Origin of the sequence: Halomonas sp. RT37 (assembly GCF_040070525.1) — a bacterium.
In the GTDB taxonomy this organism is placed as follows: domain Bacteria; phylum Pseudomonadota; class Gammaproteobacteria; order Pseudomonadales; family Halomonadaceae; genus Halomonas; species Halomonas litopenaei.
This window is the reverse complement of sequence record NZ_CP098827.1, coordinates 4764656-4777505: the sequence shown is the minus strand read 5'-3', so window position 1 is coordinate 4777505 and position 12850 is coordinate 4764656. Positions and strand designations below refer to the sequence as shown.

At 63.3% G+C, this 12850-nt stretch carries 9 protein-coding genes and 1 tRNA gene; 5 read left to right on the top strand and 5 right to left on the bottom strand.

What is annotated here, in order from left to right; translation table 11 throughout:
- Positions 1-80: 80 nt before the first annotated feature.
- The 3 genes from pyrE (at position 81) to rep (ending at position 3432) form a co-directional block, all read left to right on the top strand.
- Entirely contained in the window at positions 81-770 is a 690-nt protein-coding gene (gene pyrE, locus NFG58_RS20800) for an orotate phosphoribosyltransferase (protein WP_045992106.1), read from the top strand.
- Positions 771-868: 98 nt separating this feature from the next.
- A complete protein-coding gene (gene trmL / locus NFG58_RS20795; protein ID WP_108131999.1) occupies positions 869-1369 on the top strand; it encodes a tRNA (uridine(34)/cytosine(34)/5-carboxymethylaminomethyluridine(34)-2'-O)-methyltransferase TrmL in 501 nt (166 codons plus the stop codon).
- Positions 1366-3432 (top strand): DNA helicase Rep, encoded by a 2067-nt coding sequence (gene rep / locus NFG58_RS20790; protein WP_108132000.1) that lies wholly within the window; start codon positions 1366-1368, stop codon positions 3430-3432. Before trmL ends, rep begins: the two co-directional genes overlap by 4 nt.
- 152 nt (positions 3433-3584) lie before the next feature.
- Here the strand turns inward: rep and NFG58_RS20785 are convergent, their stop codons facing one another.
- Positions 3585-4445 carry a c-type cytochrome gene (locus NFG58_RS20785; protein WP_231498572.1) on the bottom strand — a complete coding sequence of 287 codons (861 nt, stop codon included), beginning with the start codon at positions 4443-4445 and terminating at the stop codon, positions 3585-3587.
- A 242-nt stretch (positions 4446-4687) separates the two neighbouring features.
- On the opposite strand from NFG58_RS20785, the gene NFG58_RS20780 reads away from it, so the two are divergent.
- A tRNA-Arg gene (locus tag NFG58_RS20780) sits at positions 4688-4764 on the top strand.
- A 333-nt stretch (positions 4765-5097) separates the two neighbouring features.
- Here NFG58_RS20780 and NFG58_RS20775 read toward each other — a convergent pair.
- The 3 genes from NFG58_RS20775 to NFG58_RS20765 all read right to left on the bottom strand — a co-directional run bounded on the left by NFG58_RS20775 (position 5098) and on the right by NFG58_RS20765 (position 10203).
- Positions 5098-6228: a polysaccharide lyase family 7 protein gene (locus tag NFG58_RS20775; RefSeq protein ID WP_348827293.1), complete on the bottom strand. Its 1131-nt coding sequence runs from the start codon at positions 6226-6228 to the stop codon at positions 5098-5100.
- A gap of 166 nt (positions 6229-6394) precedes the next feature.
- A complete protein-coding gene (locus NFG58_RS20770; RefSeq protein WP_348827292.1) occupies positions 6395-8386 on the bottom strand; it encodes a nitrate- and nitrite sensing domain-containing protein in 1992 nt (663 codons plus the stop codon).
- Between the two features lie 335 nt (positions 8387-8721).
- Positions 8722-10203 (bottom strand): sodium:solute symporter family protein, encoded by a 1482-nt coding sequence (locus NFG58_RS20765; protein WP_348827291.1) that lies wholly within the window; start codon positions 10201-10203, stop codon positions 8722-8724.
- A 270-nt stretch (positions 10204-10473) separates the two neighbouring features.
- On the opposite strand from NFG58_RS20765, the gene NFG58_RS20760 reads away from it, so the two are divergent.
- Complete coding sequence (locus NFG58_RS20760) at positions 10474-11370, top strand: LysR family transcriptional regulator (protein ID WP_222516290.1); 897 nt, start codon at positions 10474-10476, stop codon at positions 11368-11370.
- A 13-nt stretch (positions 11371-11383) separates the two neighbouring features.
- Here the strand turns inward: NFG58_RS20760 and NFG58_RS20755 are convergent, their stop codons facing one another.
- Positions 11384-12592: a M24 family metallopeptidase gene (locus tag NFG58_RS20755; protein WP_045992100.1), complete on the bottom strand. Its 1209-nt coding sequence runs from the start codon at positions 12590-12592 to the stop codon at positions 11384-11386.
- Between the last annotated feature and the right edge of the window lie 258 nt (positions 12593-12850).

Below are 12850 nucleotides of genomic sequence, written 5' to 3'. Positions count from 1 at the left end.
CGTTTCGACGTTTGGGTAAATGGCCGGTCGAGAAAAACGTGATAAGGCCAGGCAATTGGACAGGAGGCCTCGTGGCTGACATGGCACCTCAACCGCCAGGCGCGGCGCGCCTTCATCCCTACCAGCGGGAGTTCATCGAGTTCGCCATCGGCGAGGGCGTGCTCAGTTTCGGTGAGTTCACCCTGAAGTCGGGGCGGGTGAGCCCGTACTTCTTCAACGCCGGCCTGTTCAAGACCGGCCGCGCCCTGGCGCGCCTCGGGCGCTTCTACGCCAAGGCCATCGAGCAAAGTGGGATCGAGGCCGACGTGCTGTTCGGTCCGGCCTACAAGGGCATTTCGCTGGCGGCGACCACCGCCGTGGCGCTGGCTGACCATCATGACCGTGATCTGCCCTTTGCGTTCAATCGCAAGGAGGCCAAGGACCACGGCGAAGGCGGCAACATCGTCGGGGCCGCGCTCGACGGTCGCATCATGATCATCGATGACGTGATCACCGCCGGTACGGCGATCCGTGAGGTGATGGGGTTGATCGACGGCGCCGGCGCCCAGGCCGCCGGGGTGGTGGTGGCGCTGGACCGCCAGGAGCGCGCCAGCGACGACACCGACAAGAGCGCCATCCAGCAGGTGCAGGCCGAGTTCGGCATCCCGGTGGTCAGCATCGTCGGCCTCGACCAGGTGCTGGCCTACCTCGAACAGAGCGGGGGAGACACCCTCAAACCCCACGCCGAGGCCATCCGCGCCTACCGCGAACGCTACGGCGTCAGCGCCTGAGTCGCTATGGCTTCCTTGCGCCGAGGTCTTCCTCCCAGGAGGGCCTCGGTGATCTCCCTGCCTCACATCGTCCTCCGCCGCGATCCTGGTGATGTCCAATGCTCGACGTGGTGCTCTATCAACCCGAGATTCCGCCGAACACCGGCAATCTGATACGCCTGTGCGCCAATACCGGATTTCGCCTGCACCTTATTGAGCCGTTAGGCTTTACCCTAGACGATAAGCGCCTCAGGCGCGCGGGGCTGGACTACCATGAGTGGGCGCGGGTCCGGGTCCACGCCGACTGGCAGACGTTCATCGACGAGGTTTCGCCCTCTCGGGTCTTCGCCGTCTCGACCCGTGGGCGGCGTGGTTACCATGAGCCCGACTATCGTTCCGGCGACGCCCTGGTATTCGGCCCCGAGACCCGAGGCCTGCCCCAGGCGATGCTCGATGCACTGCCGCCGGAGCAGCGCCTGCGCATCCCGATGCTGCCGGACAGCCGCAGCCTGAACCTGTCCAACGCCTGTGCGGTGCTGGTGTTCGAGGCCTGGCGACAACTCGATTTCGACGGCGCGGCGCGACTCGATGTCCAGCCCGGCGCCCAGGACGACGCATGAACGCACCTGTGAAGACGATCCGCGAACGCATCCGCGGCCTCAACCCGCGTCAGCGCGAGGCCGTGCACTTCATCGACGGTCCCTGCCTGGTGCTGGCCGGGGCCGGCTCCGGCAAGACCAGCGTGATCACCACCAAGATCGCCTACCTGATCCAGGAATGCGGCATGAGCGCCCGGCGCATCGCTGCGGTGACCTTTACCAACAAGGCCGCCCGCGAGATGAAGGAGCGGGTCAGCTCGATGCTGCAGGGGCGTGAAGGCCACGGCCTGACGGTCTCGACCTTCCACACGCTCGGCCTCAACATCATCCGCGGCGAGCTCAAGGCGCTGGGCTACAAGCCGGGCTTTTCACTGTTCGATCCGGAAGACGCCAAGGCGCTGCTGCGCGATCTGATGAACAAGGACGCCCAGGTCGACGCCGACCAGATCAATCAGGTCCAGGGAGTGATCTCCAACTGGAAGAACGACCTGATCCTGCCCGGCCAGGCGCTGTCCCACGCCGCCACCGAAGACGAGCAGTACGCCGCCCGGGTCTACGAGGCCTACGTTCGCCACCTCAAGGCCTACAACGCGGTGGACTTCGATGACCTGATCCTGCTGCCGGTGGTACTGCTGCGCGACGACCCCGAGGCGCTGGCCCGCTGGCGTCGCAAGATCCACTACATGCTGGTGGACGAGTATCAGGACACCAACGTCAGCCAGTACATGCTGGTCCGCATGCTGATGGCCGAGCGCCAGACCTTCACCGTGGTCGGCGACGATGACCAGTCGATCTACGCCTGGCGCGGTGCCCGGCCGGAGAACCTGGTGACCCTGGGCGAAGACTTTCCGCGGCTCAAGGTGATCAAGCTGGAGCAGAACTACCGCTCCACCGGCACCATCCTGCGCGCCGCCAACACCCTGATCGCCAACAACCCCCACGTCTACGACAAGACCCTGTGGTCGGACATGGGCCAGGGCGATCCGATCCGGGTGGTGGTCACGCGCCACGAGGAGGCAGAGACCGAGCGGGTCGCCAGCGAGATCCTGACCCGCCGGATCAAGGAGCGCGCCGAATGGCGTGACTTCGCGGTGCTCTACCGTGGCAACTTCCAGGCGCGCCTGCTGGAATTGAAGCTGCAGCACTACCAGATTCCCTACAAGCTGTCCGGCGGCACCTCGTTCTTCTCCCGGGGCGAGATCAAGGACGCCATGGCCTACCTGCGGCTGTTGATCAATCCGGCCGACGACAACGCCTTCCTGCGTATCGTCAACGTGCCGCGTCGCGAGATCGGCCCGACCACCCTGGAGAAGCTCGCCAACTACGCCACCGAGCGCGGCGTCTCGTTGTTCGCCGCCTGTCACGAGCTGGGGCTGGCCGAGCAGCTGCCGGCCCGCGCGGTGGAGCGGCTTACGCGGTTCACCCACTTTATCGATGGGGTGCGCCGCCGCATGGACCAGGGCGACGCCATCGCCGCGATCCGCGAGATGATGCGCGAGATGGACTACGAGGCCTGGCTCTACCAGAACGCCAGCGCCCCCACCATCGCCGAGCGGCGCATGGCCAACGTGTGGATCCTGATCGACCAGCTCGAGAAGTCGATGCAGGCCGATCCGGAAGAGAACACCGCCAGCACCGATACCGAAACCGACGACGTGGAATCGGCGATCTCGCGCCTGGTATTGCGCGATATCCTCGAGCAACAAGCGGAAGAAGATGACTCGGATCGTGTGCAATTGCTGACCATGCACGCCTCCAAGGGCCTCGAGTTCCCCCACGTCTACCTGATGGGTCTCGAGGAAGAGCTGTTGCCTCACCGCAACTCCATCGAGGCCGGCACCGTGGAGGAGGAGCGCCGCCTGGCCTACGTTGGCATCACCCGTGCCCGGCGTACCCTGACCATGACGCTGGCGCGCCAGCGCAAGGCCTACGGCGAGTTGATGGACTGCGCCCCCAGCCGCTTCCTCGACGAGTTGCCGCCGGATGATCTGGAGTGGGAAGGACGCGCCGATCGGGAAGACCCCGAGCGCAAGCAGGAGCGGGGCAAGAGCGCCATCGCCGGGCTGCGCTCGCTGCTGGACTGAATCCATCCACAGCCGCTGGATCGCCACAGGCTGTGGATAAGCCCGATGGCATCAAGGCTTGGCACGACCCGAGTGCAGGACCAGGCCTCGCCAGCAGACCAACGCAAGCGGGGCGCCCATGGGCGCCCCGCTGCTATATCGCGTGAGTCGATTTACTGGGTCATGTAAATGACGGCCGCCTTGATCTCGTCATCGGACAGACTCGGGTTGCCACCCTTGGGCGGCATCGCGTTGAAGCCGTTGATGGCGTGGTCATAGAGGGTGTCCATGCCCTTGGCCAGGCGCGGTTCCCAGGCGGCGGCGTCACCGCGAACCGGGGCGCCGGCGACACCGGCTTCATGGCACGCCATGCAGATGCCGCCATAGACCGCTTCACCATCGATGGCCGCCACCGCCGGGTCGACCTCGGCAGAGCCTGCATCGGTTGCAGCGGCGTCGTCGCCGCCAGCCGCATCGGTGGCGGCAGCGTCCTCACCTGCTGCTTCGTTGCTGGCAGCGGCGGCGCTGTCGTCTGATGCTGTCTCTTCGGCAGGGGCCGCCTCGCTGGCGCCTGCGTCGCTTGACGGCACTTCCATCACCGGCTCGACCAGGTAGGCCACCGCCGCATGGACTTCTTCATCGGACAGGTTCGGGTTGCCGCCACGGGCCGGCATCGCATTGAAGCCGTTAAGAGCGTGATCCAGCAGGGTGTCGAAGCCCTTGGTGGTGCGTTCGGCCCAGGCCGCTTCGTCGCCGCGCTTGGGTGCGCCGGCGACGCCGGTATCGTGGCAGGCCATGCAGATGCCGCCGTAGACGGCTTCGCCATCGACGCCACCGCCCGACGCCGCGGCGTCACCGCCGCCTGACGCGGCGGCCATGGCGCTGCCACATTCCTGGCCTTCGAGGCACACAGAACCTACCGGGGCCAGGCGCTCGGCCATGGCGTCACGCTCGGCATCGTCCTGTGCCATCGCCTGGCCGGAGCCCAGGCCCAGGGTGATCAGACACCCCATGATCAGCTTGCTGGATTTCACTCTCACCACCTCTGTAACGGTCGCTTGATGGAAGTTATTGTTGGTGGCGCCGAGCACGGCCATCGTCCCTATCGCCGGGCGTCACGCTGTGCCGGCAGTATAGCGAGATCGCTCGAGACGGGAAAATGTCGCCCGTCGCCGGGAAGGTGGCGCTGCGGGGCTTGGGCATGCCCTTGGGTGGACACCGGCGGGTGCGTAAGGTAGGATATGGCTCGCCGCGTGACAGGTTCAGGCGGCACCGCGCGCCCTTAGCTCAGCTGGATAGAGCGTTGCCCTCCGGAGGCAAAGGTCAAAGGTTCGAATCCTTTAGGGCGCGCCATAGAATTCAAGGGCTTACGACGCTGTCGTAGGCCCTTTTTCATGTCTGGAGGGTAGGTCGGCAGGGGGGCATCGAGCGCTCGAATCGGGCCATTCACTGCCGTTGAATTTGCCCATTGCTGCACGAGCACATGCTTGAAAGTGCACGGTTTTCTGCCAAAGTTCGCCCTTGAGGCGAAAGCGCCTTTGCTGATCTGGATCAAGTCGGCCTTTGTTGCCGAGCGCCGTTGGCCAGGAGCGAGCGGCAGCTTCGCCCCTGGCGTGAACGTTACGCTTCTCTGGCGTGGACGTTTCTCTTCTCTGGCGTGGACGTTACCGGGCGCTCGCTGGACGCTTACTCGACCGGGCCGCTATCCAGCTCGCTGAACACGACCTGGGCGTAGTCGCCGTGTTGCTGGTCGGTTTCCCACACCCCGGTACCCAGGCAGGCGCCAGATTCCGGCTTGGTGTTGCACTGGTTATAGGAACCCGCCTTGAAGTACATCCAGTCACCGGCGTATCCCTGCGGATGGTCGGCCTCGTCGACCTCACCGTCGGGACCGACGTTGTCGGCCAGGTTCTGCTCGAAGGTGCGGGTGGGGTGGCCGTCTGACGCGAAGGTCAGGTGCATGACGTCGTCCTTGACCTCGACCCGATAGCGGAAGCTCTCGCCCAGGGCGATGCCCGCCTCGCCCGGATCCTCGCTGCCGCTCCAGTCGTTGCCCCACACCGCGTGGCTGATATCGATGCGCTCGGGGTCATCCTTCTCGAGGTTGCGTTCGTAGTTCCAGAACACCGAGCCGGTCTCGTGGTCGGGAAACTTCTTGTAGTAGATCTTCAGCGGTTCGTTGCCGTGGCCGAAGCCATTGTCCTGGGCCAGCACCGCTTCGTCCTTGCCGGCGTGGATCTGGCCGATGACCACCGAATAGGCCGCTGCCCGGTCGGGCTTGTCGGTGCGCTCGGCGACGTGATCGACCCGCAGCGTAGCATCGAGGTAGCCGCCGATCTGGGCGTAGCGGTCAGCCTCGGGGTGAGAGGCGAGGGCAAAGTTCTGCTCAGGTGCCTTGGGGCCGAAGGCGTCGTCGGCGCCGGCCAGCATCTGGCGCAGTTCGGTGCGTGCATTGCTGGAATTGGGGGTGGTGAAGGCGCTGTTGGGGGTCACGAAGACCAGATTATTGTTGTCGTTCAGATAGTAGTAGTCCGGATGTTGATAGGACTGAAGCTCGCCGACCGATATCTCGTCGACGTCGTCGTCGCCGTCGGCGTCCATGGGCAGGGTCAACTTCCAGGTCGTGAGGTCGAAGACTTGCGCCGGAGGCGTACCCTCGTCGGCGGCCATGGAGGATACACCGAAGGAGGAGACGGCCAGGGCCGACAGCGCGACGATCAGGGGCTTGCGAAGGGGGTGTCGAAGGGACTGGTAAAGGGGCTGGCAAAGGGAATGGCGGTGGGAGAGAAAACGGCTGAGATGGTCGTGTTCGAGCACGGCGTTGTTCCTTGTTGTGCTGGGGTGGCATCAGCAAGGCTAGAATTGCGTTTCAATATTGTCAAAGATGATTCATCAAAAATAAAACGAGGTTTTGTTTGTGTGGGTTCCATGCCTGATAAAAAAAGCCGCCCGGAAGGGCGGCAAGGCGGGGAACCTGTAGGGCCTATGCGTGGCAGTCGACAAGGGTGGCCTGGGGTGAGCCGATAAGCGGCCCGTCTTCCGACGTGGCGTGAAGGGCCGTTGGCACATCGACCTTGAAGCGGCCCACCAGCGAGGCCATGTCGCGAGCCCGCTTGTCGAGGGACTCGCTGGCGGTGGCAACGCGTTCGACCAGGCCGGTGTTGCGCTGGGTGACGTCCTCGAGTTGCGCCAGTGCCTGAGTGATCTGTTCGATACCCAGCGACTGCTCGGTCGCCGCGGTGGAAATCTCCGACACCAGGGTCGCCGTCTGCTGGGCATGCTCGGAGATGGTGACCAGCGCCTCGCTGGTGGAGGTCACCAGGCGCTCGCCCTTGTCGACCCGCTGCGTACTGGTGGTGATCAACCGGCGGATCAGGGTGGCTTCCTCTGCGCAGCGGCTGGCGAGTTTCTGCACCTCCGAGGCCACCACCGAAAACCCTCGACCCTGGTCGCCGGCGCGCGCCGCCTCCACCGAAGCGTTCAGGGCCAGAATATTGGTCTGGAAGGCGATGTCGTCGATGGCCTCGACGATCCTGGTGACTTCCTGGTTGGCGTCGCGAATCTGTTCCATGGCCGTTCGGGTCTGGGCGGCGTTCTGGCTCAGGTCGTTGGCGCGGCAGGCGACTTCACGGGTCATTTCCTGCGCCTGGCGAGCGGAATCAGAGGTCTGCTTCACGGTGGCGGTGATCTGCTCCATGCTGGAAGCGGTCTGGATCAGTGAGGCCGCCTGCTGCTCCGTTCTGCTCGCCAGGTCCTGGTTGCCCCGGGTGATTTCTCCACTGACCGCCTCGACGGCGTTGGCGCTTTTCTTGAGGTTGACCACCAGGCTGGCAATATTGCTCAGCGAGTCGTTGAAGGCGCGGTAAAGCTGCGACAGCTCGTCCTTGCCGGGGACCGCCAGTCGCTTGGTCAGGTCATCCTTCTGCTCGTGGATATCTGCCAGGGCCGCCTTGAGGGGGCGAACCACGCTGCGGGCGGTGATGATCGAAAAGGCAAGGGTGACGAGCAGGACGGCAAGCATGACCAGGGCGTGCTTGAGCAGGTAGCTGAAGGACGCTTTCTGCAAGTCGTCAATACGTGCCAGGAGGTACTGATCCGCCGACCGGGAGATCTGCTGAATGCCATCGATATACTCGGTCTGGGCCTCGAACCACTCCTGGTGATCGATACCGAAGCCGCCGCTTGAGGCCTTGTCGAGGACCACGCTGCGCATGGCATTCAAACGCTCGCCAAGTGCGCTGTCGGTCAGCGTCTTGAGCTCCTCCTGAACCCTCGGTGATGAAAGCTCGAAGAAGTTCTTCTTGTGCACATCGGACTTCACGATCAACGAAAGCAGCTTCCTGAACATTACTGGCGATATCGCGTCGGCGCTGAAAGATGCCGCCAGTACCGCCCGTTCTATGCCGGCCAGCTCCTTGATGTTCAAAAGGTCGTAATAGGCCGTCAGCTGACGGGCGACCTCTCCCTGATCGACGCCAAAGGTCAGCTTGGCGACGATATCGATCAGCGCCTCGTTGATGTTGGTATAAGCGTCCGTCGATGCTTCGGCAGATATGTCGAGACCATCGACCTTGCGCCGTAGGCCATCCTTCTCCTCAAGCAGACGCTTTGCCAGATCGACCTGTGCTTCGATTCGAGGGTCTTGACGGGAAAAGTCGATGTCAGCGATGTAGCGGGCGAACGCTTCAACCTCGATATTGGTCGCCTCACGTTGCACCGGTAGCTCTGCGTGATAGTTGCGGCCCTGGCTGCTGAGAAAGGCGGCCGTCATCCCCCGTTCGCGCTGAAGTTCGTGCACCAGGTTGGCCGAATGACGCCCGAGGATCGCCACCTCTTGAAGGCTATCCATCCGGGTGACGACCGCCTGGCGTTCCAGCACTGTGGAGAGCGTCATCCACAGGATGGAAAGCAGCGGAAAGAAAAGCACCAGGAAGAACTTTCTTCCCATGGTCAGGCGATCAAGGAGTGATGTCATTGGCAGAGGGCTCATGCTGGGAGGGGCCAACCGGCAGTCATGGGTTGAGCGAAGTCATTTCCTGGCTTGCTCATCGCTCAGACTGCCTCCGATTAGCAGCGATGCCAGGGTTATCGACCCATGAAAGCGTCAAGTTGAGAGGAATATGCTAAAGCGCTTCGCACCAATGATCTGGATCATGAGAGCAGCCGGTTCTCGGCCATGATGCTCAGGTTCGACTGCGACTATTCGCTGGGTGACGGAGGTTTCACGAGAATGGCCGCCCCGGAAGGCGGCCTGTCTTTTTGCCTAAACCTCAGAACCCTGATCCTGAAGGCGAGTCGGGGGGGCTTCGGTCAAGCAGGGTGGTCAGGGAGGGATGCGTTCGGATGGCGGGCATGGGCGCGATGGCTGCGACCGACGAGGGTCACGCCGATATACAGAGCCGACGACACCACGCAGCCGGTCAGCGGACCGATCAACCAGCCCACATCGGCGAACAGCATCATGTAGCCGCTGGTGAAGAAGCCGCCGAGCATGGCCGCCAGCGCCCCCCAGGCCGAGCCCTGCCAGAAGGTCGAGATGAACACCGGGCCGATCAGGCTGGCGAGCAGGGTGCCGGTGCCGAGGATGCCGAGCCAGGACAGCATGAAGGGCGGTGCGTAGAGCATCATCAGCAGTGCCAGCACGCCGAGCACTAGCACCGCGGCCCGGTTCAGGCCCAGGACGCGCCGTGCCGAAGGCTGTCGTTCGGCAAAGATCGCCAGGCGCAGGTCATGGGAGACGCTGGAGGCCACGGTGTGCAACAGGGAGTTGGCGGTAGACTTCATGGCGAAGATGATGAACAAGGTGATGACGCCCTGGATCGCCGGATGCATGAACTGCTCGAGATAGACCGGCATGGCGCTGTCGGGATCCGCCAGTCCCGGCAGCTTGACCCTGACGTAGAGCCCGACCAGCGGAATCAGACTGAGCAGGCCGCCGAGCACCGCGACGTAGATGCCGACCTTGTGCAGCTTGACCTCGGGCTTGAAGGCCAGGAAGCGGATCGCCATGAACGGCAGCACCGCCGCGAACAGAAAGGCGTAGGGCAGGACCAGGAAGACGTTGCCTCGGGAGGCGCCGTAGTGGGCCCCGTTGGTCGGGTTCAACAGCTCCGGGTCGATGGCGTTCAAGCCGCTTTCCCACTCGTTCACGTCAATGGTGGTCAGCATCTGGATGACGATGATGACCGCCGCCAGGGCCATGCCCCAGACCATGATGGTGTCGGTCCAGGCCACCGCGGCCAGCCCCCCGAGCATGGTGTAGAGGATGATCACCCCGACCATCAGCATGGCGCTTTGATCGAGTTCGATGCCCAGCCAGCTGGCACCCAGAAGCCCCACCGCCTTGATCTGACTGGTCAGGAAGACCAGCAGCAGCACCACGGTGATGATCGCCGATACCGCCTGCAGCACTCGCCCCATGGCGCCGCCGCCGTGGGACTGGCCGATGTACTCGGGGATGGTGTTGCTGCCCATATCGATCGCCTTGCGCTGCATGAAGCGGGCGAAGTAGAGCACCGCGATGACCATCGCTGGTGCAAAGAAGAAGTTGCCCAGCACCTCGATGGCACCAAACTGGTAGGTGACCCCGGGCGAGCCCATGAAGCCCCAGCCGCTGAATCCGGTGGCAACGATGGTACCGGCACCGACGAAGGCCCCCAGCGAGCGCCCGGCGACCAGGAAGCCGGCGGCGTCATCCTTGCGCATGCGCCGCGAGGACAGGTAGCCCAGATAGAGCATCAGGCCGAAGGTCATCAGCAGAAGCGCCCAATTGAACAGGGTAAAGGAGTCCATGTGCGTCACCTCGGTTGGCGGGCCTTGAGTTCTCGACGCAGGTAGGCTGCACCGGTGTGAATCAGCATGGAGAGCGTTAGAATGGCAAAGGTGGTCAATACCCAGGAGTTCATGAAGAAGCCTCTATTGTTTGTTGTTGGACGTCGACAATCGGCAGTCGTCGAGAGGTAGCGTCGATTTCCATCGACAGATTCAAGGTATTTTCTTGCCGCTGATGCGACCAATAAGAACGACAAATCGATGCATGATCTATGCCAATGAGGCCCCAGGTTGAAGACGATACCGAGTGAGTTATTGCGTACCTTCGTGACCATCAATGAGCTGGGAGGCTTTACCGCGGCAGGAGAGCGCCTGGGGCGTTCCCAGCCCGCCATCAGCCTGCAGATGAAGAAGCTCGAGGAGATGCTGGGTACTCGCCTGTTTCTGCGCGGAAGTCAGCTGGAAATGACCCAGGATGGTGACTATCTCTACCAGGAAGCCAGGGCCATGCTGGCGATCAATGACCGGCTGGTGGAGAAGCTTTGCGGAGGGGGCGTCAGTGGCAAGGTAAGGCTAGGTATTCCCAACGATTTCGAGCTGGCATTTGTGCCGCGAGTGCTGAGGAATCTGGCGCGGGTCTACCCCAATATCGAGGTCGAGGTCGACTGTGAGATCAGCAGGGTCATACTCCAGCGTTTTCACAGGCACCACTACGATATCGCCCTGGTGATGGAGCCGGAAAGGGTCGACGATGATCGCGATGCTCGGGATATCCGGGTAGATGACCTGGTCTGGGTGGTCGGCGACACGGCATTGCTGGAGGGTGAAGCGCCGCTGCCTCTGGTCACCTATCCCCTAGGGTGCCTGTACCGCTCTGCGGCGGAAGCGGCGTTGAGGGCCAGGGCGATGCCCTATCGGGTGAGCTACGCCAGTACCAGCCTGCTCGGTATCTTCACCGCGGTGGAGGAGGGCCTGGGCGTGACCGCCCTGGCGCGCAGCGTCAGCCCCGACCACTTGCACTGCGTGGATGGGGCGGATCGGCTGCCCGAGCTTGGGCGCGTCACCTTCGGCCTGCACTACCAGACCGGCGAGCTGTCCGTGGCGGCGCACCACGTGCTGGACTACCTCAGGGCCGGGCTCGCCGACATGGGGGGCGAGCGGCCCCCCATGTCACGTCCCGGCCGGTGATCGCCGGATCGGTTCAACCCACGATGTTATGCGCCGGCCCGTAGGGGAAGCCGGTGATATTGTCGGCGCCGTCTTCCTTGACCACCAGGATGTCGTGCTCGCGGTAGCCACCGGCGCCGGGCTGGCCTTCGGGAATCATCAGCATGGGCTCCATCGACACCACCATGTTGGGCTCCAGTACGGTGTCGATGTCCTCGCGTAGTTCAAGACCCGCCTCGCGGCCGTAGTAGTGGCTCAGGGTGCCGAAGGAGTGCCCGTAGCCAAAGGTGCGGTACTTGAGGACGTCGTGTCTGGCGAAGATCTCGTTGAGCTCGTGGGCGATGTCGCTGCAGCGGGCGCCGGGGCGAATCAGCTGCTGTCCGCGCTCATGGACCTCGCAGTTGATCTCCCACAGCCGCAGATGGGCATCGCTTGCGTGCTCGCAGAACAGAGTGCGCTCCAGCGCCGTGTAATAGCCCGAGATCATCGGGAAGGTGTTCAGGCTCAGGATGTCGCCGGGACGCACGCGACGGCTGGTGACCGGATTGTGGGCGCCGTCGGTGTTGATGCCGGACTGGAACCACACCCAGGTGTCCATCAGCTCGCTCTGCGGGTAGGTCTTGGCGATCTCGCGCACCATGGCGCTCTGGCCGGCCAGCGCCACTTCGTACTCGGGCACCCCGGCGGCGATGGCGTCGCGTACCGCGACACCGCCCACGTCGGCGATACGCGCGCCCTGACGGATCAGTGCGATCTCTTCGGCGGACTTGATCATGCGCATCTGCATGGTGGGTACGCCGATGTCGACCAGCTCCACCTCGCCAAGGGCGCTTTCCAGCTTGTCGCGGTTGGCCAGGGTCAGATGGTCGAACTCCACCCCGATGCGTCGTTTGCCTTCGCATAGCCGCATGATGGCCTTGAAGAAGTTGTCCTTCTGCCAGTCGGTGTAGACGATGTTGTCGCCCAGACGGTTGCGCCGATACGGTTGGCCGCCGTCGATGTTGGCGGTGACGGTAGTAAAGCCTTCCTGGGTCACCACCAGTCCATAGTCGCGGCCAAAGCGACAATAGACGAAGTCACTGAAGTAATTGATGTTGTGATAGGAGGTCAGGACCACGGCGTCGACCTGCTGCTCGGCCATGTGCTGGCGCAGACGGGCTAGGCGGCCCTGCATCTCGGCGTCGCTGAAGGTGGGGGTGACCTTTTCACCGTTGGGGATCTCGATCAGAGAGGGCAGTTGCATAGGGGCTCCTTGTAATTCTTGGCCGACAGGGCGGTGGTTCTCATCCTGCGCTGGCGCCAGCCTCGACGCTGACCACCACGCTGGATTGACTATCGCCGTGGAGCCGTCAACGGCGCCAATCACAACCGCAAATGTCCCCATTTGCGCCAGAAAAATGGTTCTTGAACAGTGCGTTAAAGAAGTGTCTGCAAGCACTTGTGGTTGCCGCCCGAGGCCTGTCGAAGGGCCACCCTGACCACTGTCCAATGGCTTTGCATA

What these genes read in the sequence shown, in the direction of transcription:
- NFG58_RS20755 (WP_045992100.1), bottom strand. Translation starts at nt 12,592, where the DNA reads ATGCAACTGCCCTCTCTGATCGAGATCCCCAACGGTGAAAAGGTCACC.
- NFG58_RS20770 (WP_348827292.1), bottom strand. Translation starts at nt 8,386, where the DNA reads ATGACATCACTCCTTGATCGCCTGACCATGGGAAGAAAGTTCTTCCTG.
- pyrE (WP_045992106.1), top strand. Translation starts at nt 81, where the DNA reads ATGGCACCTCAACCGCCAGGCGCGGCGCGCCTTCATCCCTACCAGCGG.
- NFG58_RS20765 (WP_348827291.1), bottom strand. Translation starts at nt 10,203, where the DNA reads ATGGACTCCTTTACCCTGTTCAATTGGGCGCTTCTGCTGATGACCTTC.
- rep (WP_108132000.1), top strand. Translation starts at nt 1,366, where the DNA reads ATGAACGCACCTGTGAAGACGATCCGCGAACGCATCCGCGGCCTCAAC.
- trmL (WP_108131999.1), top strand. Translation starts at nt 869, where the DNA reads ATGCTCGACGTGGTGCTCTATCAACCCGAGATTCCGCCGAACACCGGC.